Annotated in this window: 19 protein-coding genes; 10 read left to right on the top strand and 9 right to left on the bottom strand. The window is 63.8% G+C overall.

Annotation, left to right across the window (positions count from 1 at the left end):
* Positions 1 to 19 precede the first annotated feature (19 nt).
* A complete protein-coding gene (locus EN853_RS19640) occupies positions 20 to 757 on the top strand; it encodes a hypothetical protein (protein ID WP_127861158.1) in 738 nt (245 codons plus the stop codon).
* A gap of 32 nt (positions 758 to 789) precedes the next feature.
* On the opposite strand, the gene EN853_RS19635 is transcribed toward EN853_RS19640, so the two are convergent.
* Positions 790 to 1,479: an HAD family phosphatase gene (locus EN853_RS19635; RefSeq protein ID WP_127861159.1), complete on the bottom strand. Its 690-nt coding sequence runs from the start codon at positions 1,477 to 1,479 to the stop codon at positions 790 to 792.
* Positions 1,480 to 1,651: 172 nt separating this feature from the next.
* Between EN853_RS19635 and EN853_RS19630 the strand changes: the two genes are divergently transcribed.
* The gene (locus EN853_RS19630) at positions 1,652 to 2,785 is read left to right on the top strand and encodes a site-specific DNA-methyltransferase (protein ID WP_127861160.1); all 1,134 of its coding nucleotides are present in this window, start codon (positions 1,652 to 1,654) and stop codon (positions 2,783 to 2,785) included.
* Positions 2,786 to 2,930: 145 nt separating this feature from the next.
* On the opposite strand, the gene EN853_RS19625 is transcribed toward EN853_RS19630, so the two are convergent.
* Together EN853_RS19625 and mutY are read right to left on the bottom strand one after the other, a co-directional pair.
* On the bottom strand, positions 2,931 to 3,542 hold the full coding sequence (locus EN853_RS19625) for an HAD family phosphatase (protein WP_127861161.1): 612 nt from the start codon (positions 3,540 to 3,542) through the stop codon (positions 2,931 to 2,933).
* A gap of 10 nt (positions 3,543 to 3,552) precedes the next feature.
* Positions 3,553 to 4,680 (bottom strand): A/G-specific adenine glycosylase, encoded by a 1,128-nt coding sequence (mutY, locus tag EN853_RS19620; protein WP_127861162.1) that lies wholly within the window; start codon positions 4,678 to 4,680, stop codon positions 3,553 to 3,555.
* A gap of 32 nt (positions 4,681 to 4,712) precedes the next feature.
* On the opposite strand from mutY, the gene EN853_RS19615 reads away from it, so the two are divergent.
* The 3 genes from EN853_RS19615 to smc all read left to right on the top strand — a co-directional run bounded on the left by EN853_RS19615 (position 4,713) and on the right by smc (position 9,659).
* On the top strand, positions 4,713 to 5,213 hold the full coding sequence (locus EN853_RS19615; RefSeq protein ID WP_127861163.1) for a DUF721 domain-containing protein: 501 nt from the start codon (positions 4,713 to 4,715) through the stop codon (positions 5,211 to 5,213).
* Positions 5,214 to 5,411: 198 nt separating this feature from the next.
* A complete protein-coding gene (locus EN853_RS19610; protein ID WP_127861164.1) occupies positions 5,412 to 6,140 on the top strand; it encodes a DsbA family protein in 729 nt (242 codons plus the stop codon).
* Positions 6,141 to 6,200: 60 nt separating this feature from the next.
* A complete protein-coding gene (smc, locus tag EN853_RS19605) occupies positions 6,201 to 9,659 on the top strand; it encodes a chromosome segregation protein SMC (protein WP_127861165.1) in 3,459 nt (1,152 codons plus the stop codon).
* A gap of 35 nt (positions 9,660 to 9,694) precedes the next feature.
* On the opposite strand, the gene EN853_RS19600 is transcribed toward smc, so the two are convergent.
* Positions 9,695 to 11,407: an HAD family hydrolase gene (locus EN853_RS19600; RefSeq protein WP_127861166.1), complete on the bottom strand. Its 1,713-nt coding sequence runs from the start codon at positions 11,405 to 11,407 to the stop codon at positions 9,695 to 9,697.
* Between the two features lie 313 nt (positions 11,408 to 11,720).
* Here EN853_RS19600 and EN853_RS19590 point away from each other — a divergent pair, with 313 nt between their 5' ends.
* Positions 11,721 to 12,182, top strand: a complete 462-nt coding sequence (locus EN853_RS19590; RefSeq protein WP_245517123.1) for an anthrone oxygenase family protein — start codon at positions 11,721 to 11,723, stop codon at positions 12,180 to 12,182.
* A gap of 291 nt (positions 12,183 to 12,473) precedes the next feature.
* On the opposite strand, the gene EN853_RS19585 is transcribed toward EN853_RS19590, so the two are convergent.
* Positions 12,474 to 13,307, bottom strand: a complete 834-nt coding sequence (locus tag EN853_RS19585) for an AraC family transcriptional regulator (protein ID WP_127861167.1) — start codon at positions 13,305 to 13,307, stop codon at positions 12,474 to 12,476.
* Positions 13,308 to 13,420: 113 nt separating this feature from the next.
* Between EN853_RS19585 and EN853_RS19580 the strand changes: the two genes are divergently transcribed.
* Both EN853_RS19580 and EN853_RS19575 read left to right on the top strand, forming a co-directional pair.
* On the top strand, positions 13,421 to 14,320 hold the full coding sequence (locus tag EN853_RS19580; RefSeq protein WP_127861168.1) for an NAD-dependent epimerase/dehydratase family protein: 900 nt from the start codon (positions 13,421 to 13,423) through the stop codon (positions 14,318 to 14,320).
* A 7-nt stretch (positions 14,321 to 14,327) separates the two neighbouring features.
* On the top strand, positions 14,328 to 14,879 hold the full coding sequence (locus EN853_RS19575; protein ID WP_348631590.1) for a VOC family protein: 552 nt from the start codon (positions 14,328 to 14,330) through the stop codon (positions 14,877 to 14,879).
* A gap of 81 nt (positions 14,880 to 14,960) precedes the next feature.
* On the opposite strand, the gene EN853_RS19570 is transcribed toward EN853_RS19575, so the two are convergent.
* On the bottom strand, positions 14,961 to 15,635 hold the full coding sequence (locus EN853_RS19570) for a protein-L-isoaspartate(D-aspartate) O-methyltransferase (RefSeq protein ID WP_127861170.1): 675 nt from the start codon (positions 15,633 to 15,635) through the stop codon (positions 14,961 to 14,963).
* Between the two features lie 190 nt (positions 15,636 to 15,825).
* On the opposite strand from EN853_RS19570, the gene EN853_RS19565 reads away from it, so the two are divergent.
* Positions 15,826 to 16,158: a DUF4286 family protein gene (locus EN853_RS19565; protein WP_127861171.1), complete on the top strand. Its 333-nt coding sequence runs from the start codon at positions 15,826 to 15,828 to the stop codon at positions 16,156 to 16,158.
* 388 nt (positions 16,159 to 16,546) lie between these two features.
* On the opposite strand, the gene EN853_RS19560 is transcribed toward EN853_RS19565, so the two are convergent.
* The 3 genes from EN853_RS19560 to EN853_RS19550 all read right to left on the bottom strand — a co-directional run bounded on the left by EN853_RS19560 (position 16,547) and on the right by EN853_RS19550 (position 18,033).
* Positions 16,547 to 17,158 carry a methyltransferase domain-containing protein gene (locus EN853_RS19560; protein ID WP_127861172.1) on the bottom strand — a complete coding sequence of 204 codons (612 nt, stop codon included), beginning with the start codon at positions 17,156 to 17,158 and terminating at the stop codon, positions 16,547 to 16,549.
* 131 nt (positions 17,159 to 17,289) lie between these two features.
* Positions 17,290 to 17,607, bottom strand: coding sequence for a YMGG-like glycine zipper-containing protein (locus EN853_RS19555; RefSeq protein WP_127861173.1), 318 nt, complete (start codon positions 17,605 to 17,607; stop codon positions 17,290 to 17,292).
* A 165-nt stretch (positions 17,608 to 17,772) separates the two neighbouring features.
* Positions 17,773 to 18,033, bottom strand: a complete 261-nt coding sequence (locus EN853_RS19550) for a type II toxin-antitoxin system HicB family antitoxin (protein ID WP_127861174.1) — start codon at positions 18,031 to 18,033, stop codon at positions 17,773 to 17,775.
* Positions 18,034 to 18,161: 128 nt separating this feature from the next.
* On the opposite strand from EN853_RS19550, the gene EN853_RS19545 reads away from it, so the two are divergent.
* Entirely contained in the window at positions 18,162 to 19,736 is a 1,575-nt protein-coding gene (locus EN853_RS19545; protein WP_127861175.1) for a recombinase family protein, read from the top strand.
* Positions 19,737 to 19,810: the final 74 nt, after the last annotated feature.

Raw genomic sequence — 19,810 nt, 5'->3', positions numbered from 1 at the left:
TGAGAGGGAAGAGCAGTTTATGGCGTTTAATTCGGTCAACCGTCGTTTTGTCGCGGGTCTGGCGCTTGCCGGCTTTATGCTTGCCGCCGCCGGCTGCCAATCCAGCGACAACGGCATCCTGGACTTCGGCTTCGGCAAGAAGGATCCGACCGCTCCGCCGCCGCCGCAGGACCCCAAGGTGGTTGCCAGCCAGCTGCGCGCCTACTGCCCGAAGGTGACGCTGCGCGACGGCACTGCTTTCTTCAACACTTATGCCAAGGGCGCAACCGCCAAGCCGAAGAAAAAGAAGAGCGATGCGCCCGAGGGCGCCGACGCGGCGGCCGCCGCGGCCGCGCAGACCGGACCCGACGGCGCGCCGGTCGATCCCAATCGCGATCCGGCCAAGATCATCTACCAGGCCTCGATTGCGGACGTGACACGCGACTGCACGCACGAAAACGGCCAGCTGACGATGAAGATCGCGGTCGCCGGCAAGGTCGTCCCTGGCCCGATGTTCGCGCCGGGCACCGTCACCATGCCGATCCGCGTCGCGGTCCAGCACGGGCCTGACGTGCTCTATTCGCAGCTCCACCAGTACCAGGTTCAGGTCACCGATCCGTCGGCCGCCACGCAGTTCGTCTTCACCGACGCCAATGTCGTGGTGCCGGAGCCGACCGCACGCGACTACCAGGCCTATGCCGGCTATGACGAGAACACGCCGGCACCCGGGGACAAGTCCAAGGGCAAGAGGAAGAAGCGCGTCGCCGCGACGAACTGATCAGTTCCGTCGCGCCAGACGCTAGGCAGGCTCTAGGCGTCTTCCGACCACTCCGACAGTGCCGCGATCGTGCTGTTCAGCTCAGCCCAGCGGCGGATGACGGTCTCGGCGCCCGCCTCGGTCAGCGCGTCGGCGTGCCCGGGATAGCTGTGCCCGGCGCCGGTGAAGCCGATGACGCGCATGCCGGCTGCCCTGGCGCCGGTGATGCCGTGCACCGAATCCTCGATGACGAAGGTGTTTTTCGGGTTCGCGCCGAGCTGTTCGGCGGCGTAGAGGAACACGTCCGGCGCCGGCTTCGTCTTCTTGCTGGGGATGTCGAGCCCGGAGAAGATGTGGCCGGCGAAGAACGGCAACAGACGCACCTTCTCCAGCATGAACTCGACCCGATCCTTGCGGGAATTGGAGCAGACGGCACGCGGAGCCGTGACGGCCGCCACCGCCTCGCGGGCGCCGTCGATGATGCGCACGTCGCTGCGCAGCTTGCGGTCGACCAGCTCTTCGGCGCGGTCGATCAGCGAGGCCTGGAGCGGTATCTGCGACTTCTCCTCGACCCGCATCAGGATGTCCTTGAAGGTCAGCCCGGCATAGGTCTCGGCTAGCTCCTCGGCCGAGATCTCGTATCCGGCCAAAGTGATGAGCTCGGCCTCGATGCGCGCGGCGATGATTTCGGAATCGACGAGCACGCCGTCGCAATCGAAGATGACAAGGTCTGGCTGGGGCATGGCTATCCGGAACTTGGGGAGGAAACATGGCCTGGCTGGCTCAAGCGGCGCGGCATACACCAATGGGCCGGTCTTCGCAAATCGCGCAACGCTGATCAGCCTTCACCGAATGTTTACGCTGATCGGTAACCATAACAGGCAGTAAACCGTAACGCGTGCTTTGGGTGATTTGATGTCTGCCGTGCGTCTTCTCGACGAGCTCTCCCACGCTCCCCTTAAGTCCGAATGGCTGGACACGATCCTGAAAGGCGACTGCGTCGCGGCTCTCGACAGGCTGCCGGAAAAGTCGATCGACGTCGTCTTCGCCGACCCGCCCTACAACCTTCAACTCGACGGCGACCTGCACCGGCCTGACCAGTCCAAGGTCGACGCCGTCGACGACGACTGGGACCAGTTCGAGAGTTTTGAAGCCTATGACGCCTTCACCCGCGCCTGGCTGCTCGCGGCGCGGCGCGTGCTGAAGCCCAACGGCACCATCTGGGTCATCGGCTCCTACCACAACATCTTCCGCGTCGGCGCCCGGATGCAGGATCTCGGCTTCTGGATCCTCAACGACGTCGTCTGGCGCAAGACGAACCCGATGCCGAACTTTCGCGGCCGCCGCTTCCAGAACGCGCATGAGACGATGATCTGGGCCTCGCGCGACCAGAAGGCCAAGGGCTACACCTTCAACTACGAAGCGCTGAAGGCGTCGAACGACGACCTGCAGATGCGCTCCGACTGGCTGTTCCCGATCTGCACGGGCGGCGAACGGCTGAAGGACGAGAACGGCAACAAGCTGCATCCGACGCAGAAGCCGGAGGCGCTGCTTGCCCGCATCATGATGGCCTCGACCAGGCCGGGCGATGTCGTGCTCGATCCCTTCTTCGGCTCGGGCACGACCGGCGCCGTCGCCAGGCGCCTCGGCCGCCACTTCGTCGGCATCGAGCGCGAGCAGGCCTATATCGATGCCGCCAATGAGCGCATCGCCGCGGTGCGCCCGCTGGAAAACGCCGATCTCACCGTGCTTTCGGGCAAGCGCGCCGAACCGCGCGTCGCCTTCATCAGCCTGATCGACACCGGCCTGGTGGCGCCGGGTGCCATCCTCTACGACGCCAAGAAACGCTGGGCCGCGAAGGTGCGCGCCGACGGCACACTGGCCATCGGCGACAGCGCCGGCTCGATCCACAAGATCGGCGCCGAAGTGCAGGGGCTGGACGCCTGCAACGGCTGGACCTTCTGGCACTATGAGCGCAGCGGCGGCCTGACCCCTATCGACGAGCTGCGCCGCATCGCCCGCCTCGGCATGGAGCGGGCAGGGGCCTGATCCGCCAAAGCAATTCCAGGAAAAGTGCTCAGCGGGTTTCCGTTCGGAATTGCGGAAAACAATTTGGAGCGGTTGGGCGTTTCCATGAAAATCGCCGAACCGCTCTTGAATCAAGACTTTAGCGGATCGCCGCAAATGATTCAGATCAGACCGCAATCCCGAGCCGCTCAAGGTCTGCTTTAAGCGCCCTGGCGTCGGTGAACAGCACCGCCTGCCAGCCGGCCGCCTTGGCGCCATCGACATTCCTCTGGCTGTCGTCGATGAACAGCGTGGCGGCCGGCTCCAGGCCGAATGACGCGACGTGATGGTCGTAGATGGCCTGATCCGGCTTGATCAGGCCGATCTCGCCCGAGACGGTGACGCCGCGCGGGCGGTCGAGAAAACCGAAGCGCTGGCGGGCCTCCGTGAAAGTGTCGGCGGCGAAATTGGTCAGCATCGTCACGTCGCGGCCACTCTCGATCAGGCCGACCATGATGGCGACGCTGTCGTCATAGGCATGCGGCACCATGTCGTGCCAGTAGCGGCGGAAGTTGCGGATGTTCTCGGCATGACCAGGGTGCTCGGCGATCAGCAGCGCCTCGGCCTCTTCCCATGTCCGCCCGCGGTCCTGCTCGATGTTCCAGGCGCTGGTGCAGACGTTGTCGAAGAACCATTTCCGCTCGCCGGCATCGGGGATCAGGCGGCTGAACGGGATGTCCGGGTCGTAGTGGATCAGCACCCTGCCGATGTCGAACACGATGTGGCGGATTTCAGTCATTGCAGGCCTTTCAGTGAGGGTGCTGTTTCTTGGTCCTGCCCGGTATCGCTGCCTCGATTACCTTTTTCATGACAGTGGGCAGCGCTTCCCCGGAAATGTCATGGGCCAGCGACCAGAAATGCCCATCCGGCGCATCGCCCCCGCTCGGAACATTACCTTTGATGTGGGCATGAAAGACGTCGAGTTCGAGCGCGAAATGCGTGAAGACATGGCCGATCCGCCCGGCACGCCGCCATTCGGCCGGAAAGGGCGCGGCGTCTTTGGTGGTCGCCCCGTCTACTCGCGCCGTCCAGGCCGTGGTCGGAACTTCCGTCATGCCGCCGAGCAGCCCCTTGTCCGGCCGCTTGCGCAAAAGAACGGCGCCGTCGTCGCGCTCGACAACGAAGGCGGCGCCGCGCCTGAGCGGCTTGTCGTCCTTGGGAAGGCGTACGGGAAAACGCTCCGGATCGCCCGCGAGAATGGCGCTGCAATCCTCGCGCACCGGGCACAGCATGCAGCGCGGCCGGCGCGGCGTGCAGATCGTCGCGCCAAGGTCCATCATTGCCTGGGCGAAGTCGCCGGGCCGTGTCTGCGGCACCAGTTTCTCGACCAGCGCGCGGATTTCGGGCTTGGCCTCGCTGAGCGGCGTCTCGATCGAATAAAGCCGCGAGACGACGCGCTCGACATTGCCGTCGACGACGGCGGCCGGCCGGTCGAAGGCGATCGCCGCGATCGCCGCCGCCGTATAGGCGCCGATGCCCGGCAATTCCTTCAGTCCGGCCTCGGTGTCGGGAAAACGGCCGCCCTGCCGCGCCAAGAGATCGGCGCAGGCCTTGAGGTTACGCGCCCGGGAATAGTAGCCGAGCCCGGCCCAAGCCTTCATGACGTCCTCGGCGGGAGCTGCGGCCAGCGCCACGACGGTCGGCCATTTCTCGGTGAAGGTTCGGAAATAGGCTTTCACCGCCTCGACCGTGGTCTGCTGCAGCATCACCTCGGAGAGCCAGACGCGGTACGGGTCCGGCCTTGCCCCCCGCGAGAATGCGCCCGGCGTCACGCGCCAGGGCAGGTCGCGATGATGGGCGTCGTACCAGGCGAGCAGGCGGGCGGCGATGCTGTTGTCGGCCTTCTCGGCCTTGCGGGTCTGGTCTTGCGGTGCCATTGATCGGATGAACTGGGGATCGGAGAACGCACATGGCAGGGAAAAGGCCCTTCGGCAATCCCGTTCCGGTGAGCGATCTCGCGACCGAGATCCTCGATCCGGTGCTGAAGAAGCGCGCCGGTATCTCGATCGGGCTGGTGCAATCCTGGGAAGAGATCGCCGGACCGCGTCTGGCCAGCCACTCGCGTCCGGAAAAGATCCAGTGGCCGCGCCGCCTGCATGAGGACGACCCGTTCGAGCCGGCGGTGCTGGTCATCGCCTGCGAAGGTATGGCGGCGCTGCACCTGCAGCATGAGGCCGGCGAGGTCATCAACCGCGTCAACGCCTTTCTGGGCTTCAACGCCATCGGCCGCATCAAGATCCTGCAGAAGCCGGTGCTTTCGGCGAAAGCCCGGCCGAAACCGGCGCCAAGGCCGCTCAGCGAGGCCGAGAAGTCGAAGCTGGCGCGCACGGTCGGCAAGATCGAGGACGATGGTCTGCGCGCTTCGCTGGAGCGGCTCGGAGCGACCATCCTGGGACAAAAAAGGCCATGAGCATGTCTCCCGAAAGTGTGCAGCGGTTCCGGGAAAAGACATGCGGCATGCTGCAAAATTGTCGTCAATATCGCGTATTCGTGATTGCGCCCGAAAAATTTGGCGATTGGATTGGGGACGAGGATGCCTTAATTCGCGCCAACTCTCGCCTTTTCTAGCCCTTGCATTGCAAAATCCAACCGATACCAGGTGATTCGCATGAACCGCTCTTTGTCCCGCAGGAACCTTTTGACCACGCTGGCAGCCGTTCCGGCAGTGGCGCTGCTCGCCGCATGCAGCGACTCGGGCGAGGATGCCAAGGCGGCCGATGTGAAGCCCGCCAATCCGTCGACGCCAGCCAAGCCGGCCACGCCGGCGGCGGCTCAGGTGCCGGAAGCACAGGGCACGGTCGATATGGCGGAACTGCTCAAGCCCGGCGCCTTGCCCGAAAAGCAGCTCGGCAAGGACGACGCCAAGGTCACCATCGTCGAATATGCGTCGATGACATGCCCGCATTGCGCGCATTTCGCCGCGACCACCTTCCCTGAGTTGAAGACCAAGTATATCGACACGGGCAAGGCCCGTTACATCCTGCGCGAATTCCCCTTCGATCCGAGCGCCGAGGCCGGCTTCATGCTGGCGCGCTGCGCCAAGGACAACTATTTCGCCATGGTCGACGTGCTGTTCAAGCAGCAGCCGAGCTGGGTTGGCGTCAGCAACACCAAGGAAGCACTGCTGCAGATTTCCAAGCTTGCCGGTTTTACACAGGAGTCCTTTGAGGCCTGCTTGACGGACCAGAAGCTTCTGGACGATGTGAGAGCAGTCCAGAAACGCGGAGCGGACGAGTTCAAGGTCGACTCGACGCCGACCTTCTTCATCAACGGAAAGACCTACAAAGGGGCGATGTCGATTGAGGAAATGTCGGCCATCATCGACCCTCTGCTCTGATGTCCGGGCCGCGCCGAAGCGATCGCGCCTCGGCGTTCTAGGCTCTGTGGGGCGGCGCGAATGAAGTTTTCGCGCCTGCGCCTCCTCGGTTTCAAGTCCTTCGTCGAGCCCGGCGAGTTCGTCATCGAACGCGGGCTGACCGGCATCGTCGGGCCGAACGGCTGCGGCAAGTCGAACCTTGTCGAGGCGCTGCGCTGGGTGATGGGCGAAAGCTCCTACAAGAACATGCGCGCGTCCGGCATGGATGACGTGATCTTTTCCGGCTCCGGCGCGCGGCCGGCGCGCAACACCGCCGAAGTCACGCTTTTCCTCGACAATACCGACCGCACCGCGCCAGCCGCCTTCAACGATGCCGACGAACTGCAGGTGTCGCGCCGCATCGAGCGCGAGGCGGGCTCGCTTTACCGCATCAACGGCAAGGAAGCCCGTGCCAAGGACGTGCAACTGCTCTTCGCCGACCAGTCCACCGGCGCCCGCTCACCCTCCATGGTTGGCCAGGGCCGCATTGGCGAGCTGATCCAGGCCAAGCCGCAGGCCCGCCGCGCGCTTCTCGAAGAAGCCGCCGGCATTTCCGGCCTGCACACGCGCCGCCACGAGGCGGAGCTGAGGCTGAAGGCGGCCGAGCAGAACCTCGAACGGCTGGACGATGTCGTCGGCGAGCTGGAAAGCCAGATCGAGAGCCTGAAGCGCCAGGCGCGCCAGGCCTCGCGCTTCAAGAACCTGTCGGCCGATATCCGCAAGGCCGAAGCGACGCTGCTGCACCTGCGCTGGGCACTGGCCAAGACACAGGAAGGCGAGGCCCGTTCCGCGCTTGCCGTCGCCACCACGCTGGTCGGCGACCGCGCCGCCGCCCAGATGGCGGCCGCCAGGGAGCAGGGCATCGCAGCGCATCGGCTGCCGGATCTGCGCGACGCGGAAGCCGCCGCGGCGGCTGCCTTCCAGCGCCTCTCGATCGCCAAGACGCAGATCGAGGAGGAAGCCGGCCGCATCCGCTCCCGCCAGGCGGAGCTGGAACGCCGGCTGCAGCAGCTCGACGCCGACATCGCCCGCGAGGAGCGGATGGTGCGTGACAACGCTGACATCCTGGAACGTCTTCGCACCGAGGAAGCCGAGCTCAACTCGGAAAACGCAGGTGCCGCCGAGCGCGAGGCCACCACGCGCGCCGCCTTCGAGCAAGCCGGCGCGACGCTGTCGCAAAGCGAGGCAAGACTTGCCGCGCTGACCGCCGAACGCGCCGAGGCGGCCGCCTCGCGCCACCAGATCGAACGCACGCTGCGCGAAACCGCCGAGCGCCGCGAACGCTTCGCCCGCCAGCTCGCCGAGGTCGATCGCGAGCTCTCCGATATCGTCGCGCGCATTTCCGGCCTGCCGGATCCCGCCGAAAAGCGGCTTCTGGTCGAGGACGCGCTCGCCCGCCTGGAAGAGAGCGAGGCCGGCGCCATCGCCGCCGAGCAGGCGGTCGCCGAGGCGCGCGCCGCCGAAAGCGCCGCCCGCCCGCCTTTGCAGGACGCCAAGGCGGAATTGCAGCGCATCGAAACCGAAGCGCGCACGCTGGCCAAGATCCTCAACGCCGCGAGTGGCGACCTCTTCCCTTCGGTGCTGGAACAGATCAGCGTCGAGCGCGGCTATGAGACTGCATTGGGTGCAGCACTTGGCGAGGACCTCGACGTGCCGCTCGACCGCAGCGCCCCGGTGCATTGGGGCGAAAGCGCGGTCCTGCCCGGCGATGCGGCATTGCCCGAAGGCGTGAAGAGCCTTGCCAGCGTGGTACGCGCGCCGGCGCAGCTTGCCCGCCGCCTGGCGCAGATCGGCATTGTCGATGCGGCCGACGGGCGCCGCCTTCAGGCGCAGCTCGCCCCCGGCCAGCGGCTGGTCAGCCGCGACGGCGCGCTCTGGCGCTGGGATGGCTTGACGGCCAGCGCCGACGCGCCGACCGCCGCCGCGCAGCGTCTGGCGCAGAAGAACCGTCTGGCCGAGCTCGACGCCGAGGCCGTGCAGGCGACCCGCGTCGTGCGCGAGGCGGAAGAAGCATTGGCGCGCGCCGAGCAGGCGATGCGCCAGGCGAGCGAGGCCGAGCGCAATGCCCGTCAGGCCGGTCGCGATGCCCAGCATGGGCTGGACGCCGCCCGCAACGCGCTGGCCGAGGCCGAGAAGGCCGGTGGCGAACTGGCGAGCCGGCGCGCGGCGCTAGAGGAGGCGCGCGCCCGGGTCGTCGATAGTCACGAAGAGACTCAAGCCGCCTTCCTCGAAGCCGAGGAGATGCTGAAGGACGCGCCCGATCTCGGCGACCTGCAACTCCAGCTCGAACAGGCCTCCGCCAATGTCTCGCGCGACCGCGCCACGCTCGCTGACGCACGCGCCGTGCATGAGGGCCTGCGGCGCGAGGCAGAGGCGCGCACGCGCCGGCTCGAAGCCATCGGCGCCGAGCGCAAGAGCTGGCTGGAGCGCGCCGAGAATGCCTCGACGCAGATCGCCGCGCTCGGTGAGCGCAAGGCAGAGGCGGAAGTCGAGCGCGAGAGGCTGGCCGACGCGCCCGACGAGATCGACGCCAAGCGCCGCGCGCTGCTGTCGCAGCTTTCCGAGGCCGAGGCGCTGCGCCAGGCGGCCGGCGACCGCCTGCAGGAAGCGGAGAACAAGCAGGCCGAGCTCGACAAGGCCGCGACCGCCGCCATCCAGTCGCTCGCCGAGGCGCGCGAGACCCGCGTCCGCGCCGAGGAGCGGCTGACGGCGGCCGACGAACGGCGCGCCGAGGTCGAGGCGCGCATCCAGGAAGCGCTGAACACGCCGCCGCATCTGGTCATCAAGCACACAGGCCTCGAAGCCGACGACCCGATGCCGGACATGGCCGAAATCGAGCGCCAGCTCGACCGGCTGAAGATCGAGCGCGAGCGGCTCGGCGCCGTCAATCTGCGCGCCGAGGAAGAACAGAGGGAGCTTTCCGAGCGGCTGGAGACCATCGTTTCCGAGCGCGAGGACATCATCGAGGCGATCCGCAAGCTGCGCCAGGCCATCCAGAGCCTCAACCGCGAGGGCCGCGAGCGGCTGCTGTCGGCCTTCGAGTTGGTCAACGGCCATTTCCAGCGGTTGTTCTCGCATCTGTTCGGCGGCGGCACGGCCGAGCTGCAGCTGATCGAGTCGGAAGACCCGCTGGAAGCAGGGCTCGAAATCCTAGCCCGTCCGCCCGGCAAGAAACCGCAGACCATGACGCTGCTTTCCGGCGGCGAGCAGGCGCTGACCGCCATGTCGCTGATCTTTGCCGTGTTCCTGACCAATCCGGCGCCGATCTGCGTGCTCGACGAGGTCGACGCGCCGCTCGACGACCACAATGTCGAGCGTTTCTGCAATCTGATGGAAGAGATGGCGAAGACCACCGAGACCCGCTTCGTCATCATCACCCACAACCCGATCACCATGGCGCGCATGGACCGGCTGTTCGGCGTCACCATGGCCGAGCAGGGCGTCAGCCAGCTGGTCTCCGTCGACCTGCAGGCGGCCGAAGCGATGCGCGAGGCGAGCTGAGGTCACCTGGCGCCCGGACCGGATCGGCTAAGTTCCTATTTCTCCGGTGCCGTGGCCGGCGCCGTATAACGGCGGCGTACGGCCTCCAGCACGAGCTTGCGGCTCTCCTCGGGCGATAGACGCTTGTCCTTCTCGGCCTCGGCCGTTTCGCGCGCCAGCTCCTTGTCCCTGATCTGCTGGCGGAACCATTTCGAATAGTCGCCGGCACGCAGGTGATATTCCCAGGTCTTGTCGTCGATGCCTTCCGCCATCCGGGCGAAGATCATCAGGTTGTGGGCCCTGAGATTCATCGCCTTCTTCGGTCCGGTGAAATAGAAGCTGCCCGCCTCGTCGAGCTCGCCTTCGGCATATTTGCGGCTGTGCCGCTTCAGCGATTGGCCGGGCTCGATCGCCTTGACCGTGAATGGCTTCTTGTCGTCATGCGGCCGCCATACCAGCACGCGGTCGCCCTTTGGGGTGGGAATGTTCTTGGGCGCCTCCAGTTCGGTCTCCTTACAGAAGGTCTTGATGACGTCCTTCGCCTTGGGGCCGAGCGCGATCACCGCCGTGACCAGGTGCAAGACACCCGTCGAGATTGCTTCCGGATGCACCGTGATCAGCACGGTGCCCGGCAGCTCGAGCGAAAGCACGGCGCGCGTGTCCTCGCGGCGCTTCGGCAGGAGATGATGCGCTTCGTCGATGATCAGCCAGTGCGGCCTTGCCGTGCGGTAGCGGACATTGCCGAGGCCCGGCAGCAGTTCAGCGAAGAAATCGGGCCGCTCGTCGACCTTCAGCGCCAAACCGTTGACCACGACATTGGTGTCCGGCTTTTCGATCAGTTCCAGCAATTGTTCCTTGTTCGGCGCGGTCGAGCCTTTGCCGAGCGGCACTGCGCCCTTCAGCCCGTCATAGTCCCCCTCCGGGTCGAAGATGCAGAATTGCAGCCTCTTCTCGACGAGCCGTTCGGTCAGCGCCGTGGCCAGCGTCGATTTGCCGATGCCCGAACTGCCGGCGATCAACACCGTCTCGACCGGCGACAGATAGATCTCCTTGCCACGTGAGGTTCCAAGCAGGACGCCGCGCGAGCGCTTTCTCGCAATGAGATGATCGCGCTTGATCAACTTGCGGATCAGTTCTTCGACGCCCTTGCCGCGTGCCTCCTTGGTGACGAGATCGGCGGTGTCCTTGACGGCAGGCAGCGCATTGGCCACGGCGACGCTGCAGCCGGAGGCCCTCAGGAAAGCGTGGTCGTTTTCGGCATCGCCAACTGCCACCACATTGCTCGGCGACAGCTTGAGATCGTCCAGCGCCGCCGCAAGACCCGTCGCCTTGTTGATACCTGAGGGCAGGATCATCACCGCACCCTTGTTGAAGATGATCTCCAGCTCCAGCCCGAGCTTCTTGATGACGTCGAGCACCGTGGCCTGGTGCGGTTCCCAGGTGGCGACGATCGAACGGCCGACCGAGAGCGGCTTGACGCCGCGGGTCTTCAGCCTGTCGACGAAGTCGGTGGAAGGAGAGGGCGAGATCGTGCGCTCCTCCTCGCTGGCCGGCGTGTAGATCAGCGCGCCGTTTTCCGCGACTACCTTGTCGAACAGACCGATCTCCGGAAAAACCTGCTTGAGATCGGGCAGCTCGCGGCCGGTGACCAGGACAAGCCTGCGGCCGGACTTCTTCAGTTTTTCCAGCGCCGAGAGCGTGCTGGCAGTGACCAGGCCGTTGTGCGCCAGCGTGCCGTCGTAGTCGGTGGCCAGTGCCATGAAATACATCGGGTGATCCTCTCCGCTGGCAGTCGCTCGGTCCGTCTTGAACGAACAACGCCTGTCGGCGGAAAAGGTTTAGGCCGACGCCTTGCCTCGCAACGACCTCGGCGTCGCGCCCAGCTCGCGGCGCATCCAGCGCGCCATGTGCGACTGATGCGAGAAGCCTGCGGCAAGCCCGCTGGCAAACCCTTGCTCGATGGAACCCGGTCAGGACGGTCACGTTCAATCCGAAGCGTCGCTCGGAAGTCGAGCCGAAACGAGAGGACTTGCGATGTATGTTTCACTGCAGGTCGTGACAGTCATCCTGGTGGCGAGCTCGATGGCCATGGCTCTCGCCCATGCGCTGGAATTGCCGGGCAAATTGCGGCTCGGCAGGCAAGAGTATTTTGTCGTCCAACGCATCTACTATCCGGGTTTCACGATCGGAGGCGGCGTCGCCGAGGTCGGCGGGATCGTTGCGACATTCGCGTTGATGTTGACGCCGAGCGGCCCAGTCCAATTCTGGCTGATCGCCGGCGCGTTGGCTGCGCTGCTCATCGTGCAGCTTGTCTTCTGGTTCATGACCCAGCCCATCAACAAACGCTGGTTGCAAGAGACGGAACTGACCTCTGCGGCAAAGCGCTTCTTCGCAACCGAGGGCAGCGGCGGAGCGCCGCTCCCGCCAACGGACGATTGGACTGCGCTTCGTGACCGGTGGGAGCTCTCGCACGTTGTCCGCGCGGTGTTGGCGATGCTGAGCCTGATCCTGCTCACCACCGCAATCGCCATCCAAAGCGCCTGATCTCCGGACCGGCTTTCCGATCAAACCGCTCGAAGCTTCAATTGAGGGCGCGGCCGATCATCCGGTCGAGGTCGCCGCGAGCCGCTCAGGCATTTGCAGAACGAGTTCGTCGATCGCCGCTCGAACCCTGGAAGCGGCATCGGGTGCCTGCGGACGGACCGCGTGAACAGCGAGGTCCCTTTGGCAAGGTCGTGATCCGCGTTTGAGCGACTTTGCCAAAGGCGTGCCCCAAAATATGTTTCCCGAAAGTGGGAACCGGCGTGAATTCCGGTCCAGGGCGTAGTCGGGGCGTCAAGGCGCTATGGACCGGGGCCCGACCGGGTCGGCTCGCAACGACCGCGGCGTCTGGCCCAGCTCCCGGCGCATCCAGCGCGCCATGTGCGACTGATGCGAGAACCCTGCGGCGAGCGCCACTTCGGCGGCGCTCAGCCTTCCCTGCGCCAGCATCAGTCGTGCCCGCTCCACCCGCCGGCGCACGACAAATCGGTGAACGGTGCTGCCGGTCGCCTTTTTGAATGCGTTGCGCAGATGGGAACTGCTCGCGCCTGCGACGCGGGCGAGCACCCCGATGGTCAAGGGCCTGTCGATATGGGCCTCTACGAAATCATAGAGGCGCCTGAGCTGCGCAGCTGAAAGTCCGCTGGCGGCATTCGCGGCGGGCTTCGTCAGGCCCACAAGTTGCGTTGCCAGCGCGACGCCTATCGTGTCGGCGTAGAGCGGGCCGCTTGGGGCGCCCGCGCGGCGCTCGCTTTCCAGCGCAAGGGCCATGTAGACGATGCGCTCGTTTTTCATGATGTGGCGCATGTCGAGGCCCGATCGTCTGCCGGATCCCATCTCGAAGGCGGCCTGTTCAAGGACTTGCGGCGCAAGCCGAATCTCCAGCGCTTCGTAGGCGGTCTCTGCCGCGTGGCCGCCTTCCTCGCCGGCGGGAACGAGGTCGATGTCACCCTCCCGGCGGAGGTGACGGGTTCCCGTGATCGTGCAGAACGACCATGTCTCGGGGCTGGCATGCACGACGATGCGATGGTCGCTGACCGGCGGCAGCACGATCGTGCCGGCCTCATGGCGTTCGCGCGAGACGCTGACGCTTGCCGGTGCCCAGGGCGTTTCAGGCGAGCCTTCCATGAGCCGCTCCCAATCTAAGGCAGAACATGCTCAAAGATCGGCGCTTCCTGCGCGAATTTCAACGCAGGCGGACAGAGATTGCCTCTCCATGTTCAACATCGATGAGGCTTGAAATGTCTGTGTTTGTTGTGGTTGGCGCCGGTCCGGTCGGACGCGAGACCGCGCGTCTTCTTGCTGCTGACGGCCACGAGGTCCGGCTGGTCAGCCGAAGCGGGACGGCGCCGGGTGGATCAGTCGTCGGCATCGCGCTTGATGCCCGCGACGGGCAGGGCCTTGTCCGGATCGGGGCCGGCGCGGAAGCGATCTTCATGTGCGCCATGCCGCTTTACACCCGATGGCCGACGGATTTCCCGCCGATCATGGAAGGAGTGGCCGCGGCGGCGGATGACCTGCAGGCCCGCCTCATCGTCCTTGGCAACGTCTATGGCTATGGCAGCGGAGCAAAGTCTCCCTTGACGTCCACCGCTCCGCTGGCTCCGACAAGCGTGAAGGGCAATGTCAGGGCCGCCATGTGGGAGCGTGCGCTCTCCGCGAACATTCCGGCGCTGGAGATCCGAGCCAGCGATTACCTGGGCAATGGCGCCGGCTCGCTCTTCACGCTGATGACGCTTCCGCCGCTGCTCGCTGGCAGGCCTGCCATGGTGTCAGGCGATCTCGATGCCCTGCACGCATGGACCTTCACCAAGGACGTGGCCCGGACCCTGGTCGCTGCCTCGCGCTATCGGGGCGAATGGGGCCGGGCCTTCCTCGTGCCGTCGCAGCACGCTTCGATCCGCAATCTGGCGGTGCGTTTCGCCGAACTCGCGGGCCTACCCGATCCTGAATTGCAAGCGCTCAGCGAGGAAGACCTGGACGCGCTGGGACGCGACGACGAGCTCATGCGTGAGTTGCCGGAAATGGCCTATCTCTTCCGGCGGCCGTTAATCCTCGATGCGTCGGACACCGAGCGGGTGCTTGGGGTCTCTGCCAGCAGCCTCGACACCATGATCGACGACACCCTGCGGAAGGATTAAAACCACCTTGGAAGAGAATGGCTGGGGTTCCTGGAAGCCTTCCGAGCTTTCTGCCTCGCGGCACCAGTCGAACTGCGGGCGCTTGCGACCGGGCGGGCAGTCGTTCTCTTTGTTTCAAGCCTGCTATTATCTGCGGCGTCAGGCTTGTCCATGCTCATGTGGGGTTAGTCCGTTGCTTCTGGGAATCCATCATATTGCAATCATCTGTAGTGACTACGAGCTGTCGAAGCAGTTCTACAGGGATAAGCTCGATTTCGTCGTCGTCGACGAAAACTGGCGCGCCGAAAAGCAATCTTGGAAGTGCGACTTGCGGCATGGTCCTGTCCAGATCGAATTGTTCAGTTTTCCCATGCCACCCAGCCGGCCAACCAGGCCTGAGGCATGCGGACTACGACATGTAGCATTCTCGGTGGACTCAGTAGAGGCGACAGCCCGGTTGCTTCAGGCACGAGGCGTCGAAGTTGAGCCTATCCGCATAGACCCTCACACAGGACGCTCGTTTACTTTCGTGGCAGACCCCGACGGTCTCCCCATTGAGTTCTATGAGGATCGCGTTTGACAGTCTGAGGATTGCTGCGAGAAGAGCGCGGAGCTGCCGGCGTCCGGCTGGGGCGAAGTCGCGCCAGTTGCGCGCACCTCGCTAGTTCGTTTCAAGCCGGCTGAACCGAACCGGGATGAGTTTCCGGGTCTCGAGTTGTCCGGCAGCATCCTTGTCGATGATAGTCAGAAACTGTGCTTCTTCAGACGCCAAAGGCAGAACAAGGCGCCCCCCAGGCTTGAGCTGGTTCAACAAAGCCGGCGGCGTCCGCTCTGCCGCCACGCTGACCAGGATCTTGTCGAATGGGGCGTGCTCGGCCCAGCCGCGAGACCCGTCTCCGACGCGAATGGCGACATTCGAGAAGCCAAGGCCCTGCAGCAGAGCCTCGGCATGGTTTGCAAATTCCTCGATGATTTCGACGCTCCAAACTTGTGCTGCGAGTTCCGCGAGGATCGCGGATTGATAGCCCAGGCCGGTCCCGATCTCGAGCACCGTTTCGTGCGGTTGGGGAGCAAGGAGATCGGTCATCAGAGCGACAATGAAGGGCTGCGACACGGTCTTATCGAAGCCAATCGGCAGCGGCATGTCCTGGTAGGCATAAGGCGCGACCGCAGCTGGCACGAAGAGATGTCGCGGGATCCGCCGCATCGATGCCATCACCCGCTCGTCGAGCGTTGCCTTGCCGAGTTCTTCGCTTGCGAGGTCAGCATGGATTGCAATCATCTCGACCATGTGCCTGCGTAGAACCGCAAGATGCTTTTCGCTCATCGGTTTCATGACGGTGAGGCTTTCATCGACCAGCTGCTGCCAAATAGCTTATACCCCGTTCGTCTCGTCACGGTAACCTACAACGCCGATGCGCAGGGCATTGCCCGAGAGGAAACGCGCGCTGGCGGCACGTCCTTGGCTGGCCGTTTTTCCAGATATCGCTAAAATAAGGCCGCTGCCGAACGGAAGGGATATCCCTATGAGCAGACATATCTTTGCCGTGCTGACCAATCCAGTGGAGGGACGCGAGGCAGAGTTCAATGCTTGGTATAGCGATCGCCACCTCCATGACATACTAAAGCTGCCAGGACTGGTTTCGGCTCAGCGGTTTCGGCTGAGCCCCGAGCAAATTGCTGCAACGCCCTATCGATATCTGGTGATCTACGAAATCGAAACGAAGGATCTGGCGGAGACCATTCGCGAACTGAAGGCGAAGGAAGGCACCGACGAGATTCCAGCCACTACGGCACTGGCCGGTGGTGTTCTGGCAAGCTTCTTCGAACCTATCGGCCCCCTGGAGACGCGCCGCTGAAGGCCAGGAAAGGCAAAACGATCAGCCTCGACCGTCCGCGCCGCAGCCCTTTCTCAACTTCACGCCAGCGCCGCCGCGGGGTCTCTGCCAGCAGTCTCGACACCATGATCGAAGACACCTTGCGGAGGGACTAAAACCACCTTGGAGCGAATGGCTGGGGTTCCTGGAAGCTTTTCGAACTTTTTGCGTCGCGCCTCAGCCCGAATTGCGGGTGCTTATGGACAAAGTGGGACACTAGATTCGGTTTTTGGAGTTTGGTAGCGTCGACCTCTGGCAGGTTTGCCTGGGCATGCACCACACTCCTCATGTTCTGCTTTCTGACGGCAGCAATGCGCCTTCCGAAAAAGGGACAGTCCACTAGCGACCCAACGTACGAAAAGCGGCAGGCCTAGGCCTTCTTTGCGAACGCCCAGACCATCAACGGGTATTCCTCGTCGTTGCTGAGGTCCCGCCACAGCCCGTAGGCTCGCACCGGGCCGCCGATATGGGCCCTCGCGCAGGCTTTGTTGCCCCAGCCGAAGGCCTGGACGTCGTCATCGCTGAAGCCGCCCTCGACCATCAATTGCTTCAGCCCCGCGGGCGTCCAGCGGTTGTAATCGTGCGGTCGGGCGTGCACGCGGAACAGGAAGGGTGTCGCCACCATCGCCCAGCCGCCGGGCCTGGTCATGGCGTGGATGTTGGCGGCCGCCGCCTGCGGGCGCCGCACATGCTCCAGCACCTGGTCGGCGATGACGATCGAGTGCTGCTCGTCGGTGCAGTCCTTGCAGATGTCGAAGTCGGGAAAGTCGACCGAGCGATAGTCCGGGCAAAGCGCCCGCCAATAGCGGTTCCAGCCCGGCGAGATCTCGATCACGTCACGCGACTTGCGGTTGGCCGCTTCAAGGAACGTGGTGAAGGCTTCGATCTGGCGGATGCGCAGCCAGTTGCGGTTGTCATAACGAAGCAGCCGCTTCACTGCGTGTTTGCTGCGATTTTTCAGCGCGCCGGCAAGGCTTGTCATTCTCGACCTCCTCCTGCCCGCCGCTAGCAAAGATATAGCGGCGCGAAGTGCGGAAAAGATGACGTGCGCAATCTTCCGTAACTGGCAGAGCCGGACAGAGGCTATCCCTTCCGGCTCTGCCGCGTTCGTGGTCAATAATCGCCGTTGTAATACCGGTCGTCGCAGGGCGCGGTGTAGATGCGGCCGTAGCGGTCCTGGTAGCGGCAGAGCTGCTCGCCGCGGCGCTGCGGGGTGGTGGCCGAGCCGACGACGGCGCCGAGCAGGGCGCCGCTCGCGGCGCCGATGACCGTGCTCTTGGTGTTGCCGCCGATCGCCTGACCAACGAGCGCGCCGCCGGCGCCACCGACCAGCGCGCCGGTAGTTGCCCGCTGCTGGCCTTCGGTCTGCGTCTCGCAGCCGGCGAGCGCGGCGGTCATAAGCACCGCCAGGATGACTTTCTTGATGATCATCACTAGAACTCCTCTGAAGCCCAGGGATTGGAAAACGGGGGCAGAAGCGCCAAGTGCGGTCGCATTGCGGCGGAACGGCGGCGCACCGGCTCACGAAGTGAGACACGGTTTCCCGGCAGTTGAACACCATGGTTTCCAAAGCGGAAACCGAGCCTGTGTGCTTTATCAGCCAGTCTTCAACGGGACCGTGACTGCGATAAGGGCACTGTGATCGCTGATGGTCAGCACCTGATCGAGTGACGATGGATCCGGAATCGTCTCGCCGTCCTCGACGATGCCGGCGACATGCAGCGCAAGCGCCTGCTCAGCGAGCTCGAGCGCCTCGCCTACGCTTGCACCTGCGCTGACAACACCCGGAAAGTCAGGAAAGGACACGCCGTAGTCGCTTCCGGTTTCTTTGTGAATCAGCCCGACGTATCGACGCATTTTTTCTCTCGCCTGCGGCGGTACCAATCAACGACGCACGGGATTCGACACAAACTGGACCGGAATTGCTAACCTACTCGCAGGTCGACAATGGCTATCTTAAGGCATCGATACGATGGCGCAACGCGATGGACAAGGTTGCAACCGTCCGCAACGCTGCTTCAGGTGGGCGCATAGTTCGCGCGGCTCAATATCTGCGCATGTCGAAAGAGCATCAGACCTACTCGATCGACAACCAGAAAGATGCCATCCGCAACTATGCCGACATCATGGGCTACGACATCGTCGCTACTTACGAAGATGCCGGTCGCAGCGGTCTCAACCTGGGCGGTCGCCCCGGTCTTCAGCAGATGCTGGCCGATGTGGAGAGCGGGCGAGCCGAGTTCGAAACTGTCGTGGTTTATGATGTCAGTCGCTGGGGGCGCTTCCAGAACATCGATGAAAGTGCCGCCTACGAATACCGTTGCCAGATGGCCGGCGTGCGGATCGAATATTGCGCCGAGCAATTCGCAAACGACGGCAGCGTCGGCTCCGATGTGCTTAAGGCCATCAAACGCAGCATGGCGGCCGAGCACAGCCGCATGCTCTCGCAAAAGACGTTCATAGGTCAGGCAAGGCTGATCCGACTGGGATTCCGCCAGGGTGGTGAGCCCGGGCTCGGCTTAAGACGTCAACTGATCGACCATTCGGGGCGTCCCAAACTTGTTCTCTCCGAGCGCGAACAAAAGAGCGTGCACACCGACAGAATGATCTTGGTGCCCGGGCCGCCAGAAGAGATCGCAACGGTGCGGTGGATCTTCAGGCACTTCGTCAAGACGCACAAGACAGAGACCGAGATGGCAAAGCTGCTGAACAAGCGCGGCGTGATGACGGACCTTGGGCGACCATGGAAGCGGGAAACTGTACGCGGAGTTCTGACCAATGAAAAATACATCGGCAACAATGTCTGGAACAGGCGCTCTCGCAAGCTAAAAGCAAAGGCAGCGGACAATCCCCCTGAACAGTGGGTGCGAGCGGAAGGCGCATTCGAGCCTATCGTTGACCGCAAGCTGTTCGAACGGGCGCAACGCATCCACAAAACGCTCTATTCCCGTATGAGCATGAGCAACGGAGAGATGTTGGCTGCGTTGAAGAAGGTCCTGGCGCGCCAAGGCGTCTTGTCCACCTCCATCATTGACGCTGCGCCCGATTGCCCCGCAGCCAGCCTGTATTACCAACGCTTTGGAGGCATCCTGAAGGCCTATGAATTGATTGGGTATCAGCCGGCTAGGAACTGGCAGTTCATCGCCTCGAAAGAGCCACTGGCGATGATGCGTATACAGGCGATAGAGAACCTAGCGGCCACGATCGGAAGAGCTGGCGGAAAGGTAATTTATGACAGGGAGAACGACCTCCTGCGGATCAACGACGAGTTCACGGTTGCGATCGAAATCGCGCGTTGCAGCACTTCCGACTACGGATATCCCTTCTGGTCTCTGAACACCCAACGCCAGTCGCTGGCCGACATTTTCACCTTGATCCGGATGCGCCCTGGTGACCTTGTCATTCGAGACTATCTGATTGCCCCTATGTCTAAGATCGTCGGCAAATCGGAATTGCGGGCTAACAACGGAGCTCAGCTGGACACCTACCTTTTCCCCACTCTCACCCCACTAACCAGGCTGGCAGATCGAGCAAGTGCGGAGAACATATTGTGGGCGTGAAGCGTCATATGACCGCGAAGCGGCCTACAAATTTTTGCACGACGGCGACCAGAGGCACGCCCGGAATATTGCTG

The sequence above is a fragment of the Mesorhizobium sp. M1C.F.Ca.ET.210.01.1.1 genome (assembly GCF_004791585.1).
Taxonomy (GTDB): domain Bacteria; phylum Pseudomonadota; class Alphaproteobacteria; order Rhizobiales; family Rhizobiaceae; genus Mesorhizobium.
This window is presented reverse-complemented; position numbering and strand designations above follow the sequence as displayed.

Coding starts and splice junctions, on each gene's coding strand:
- EN853_RS19640 (WP_127861158.1), top strand. CDS start 20: ATGGCGTTTAATTCGGTCAACCGTCGTTTTGTCGCGGGTCTGGCGCTT.
- EN853_RS19635 (WP_127861159.1), bottom strand. CDS start 1,479: ATGCCCCAGCCAGACCTTGTCATCTTCGATTGCGACGGCGTGCTCGTC.
- EN853_RS19630 (WP_127861160.1), top strand. CDS start 1,652: ATGTCTGCCGTGCGTCTTCTCGACGAGCTCTCCCACGCTCCCCTTAAG.
- EN853_RS19625 (WP_127861161.1), bottom strand. CDS start 3,542: ATGACTGAAATCCGCCACATCGTGTTCGACATCGGCAGGGTGCTGATC.
- mutY (WP_127861162.1), bottom strand. CDS start 4,680: ATGGCACCGCAAGACCAGACCCGCAAGGCCGAGAAGGCCGACAACAGC.
- EN853_RS19615 (WP_127861163.1), top strand. CDS start 4,713: ATGGCAGGGAAAAGGCCCTTCGGCAATCCCGTTCCGGTGAGCGATCTC.
- EN853_RS19610 (WP_127861164.1), top strand. CDS start 5,412: ATGAACCGCTCTTTGTCCCGCAGGAACCTTTTGACCACGCTGGCAGCC.
- smc (WP_127861165.1), top strand. CDS start 6,201: ATGAAGTTTTCGCGCCTGCGCCTCCTCGGTTTCAAGTCCTTCGTCGAG.
- EN853_RS19600 (WP_127861166.1), bottom strand. CDS start 11,407: ATGTATTTCATGGCACTGGCCACCGACTACGACGGCACGCTGGCGCAC.
- EN853_RS19590 (WP_245517123.1), top strand. CDS start 11,721: ATGGCCATGGCTCTCGCCCATGCGCTGGAATTGCCGGGCAAATTGCGG.
- EN853_RS19585 (WP_127861167.1), bottom strand. CDS start 13,307: ATGGAAGGCTCGCCTGAAACGCCCTGGGCACCGGCAAGCGTCAGCGTC.
- EN853_RS19580 (WP_127861168.1), top strand. CDS start 13,421: ATGTCTGTGTTTGTTGTGGTTGGCGCCGGTCCGGTCGGACGCGAGACC.
- EN853_RS19570 (WP_127861170.1), bottom strand. CDS start 15,635: ATGAAACCGATGAGCGAAAAGCATCTTGCGGTTCTACGCAGGCACATG.
- EN853_RS19565 (WP_127861171.1), top strand. CDS start 15,826: ATGAGCAGACATATCTTTGCCGTGCTGACCAATCCAGTGGAGGGACGC.
- EN853_RS19560 (WP_127861172.1), bottom strand. CDS start 17,158: ATGACAAGCCTTGCCGGCGCGCTGAAAAATCGCAGCAAACACGCAGTG.
- EN853_RS19555 (WP_127861173.1), bottom strand. CDS start 17,607: ATGATCATCAAGAAAGTCATCCTGGCGGTGCTTATGACCGCCGCGCTC.
- EN853_RS19550 (WP_127861174.1), bottom strand. CDS start 18,033: ATGCGTCGATACGTCGGGCTGATTCACAAAGAAACCGGAAGCGACTAC.
- EN853_RS19545 (WP_127861175.1), top strand. CDS start 18,162: ATGGACAAGGTTGCAACCGTCCGCAACGCTGCTTCAGGTGGGCGCATA.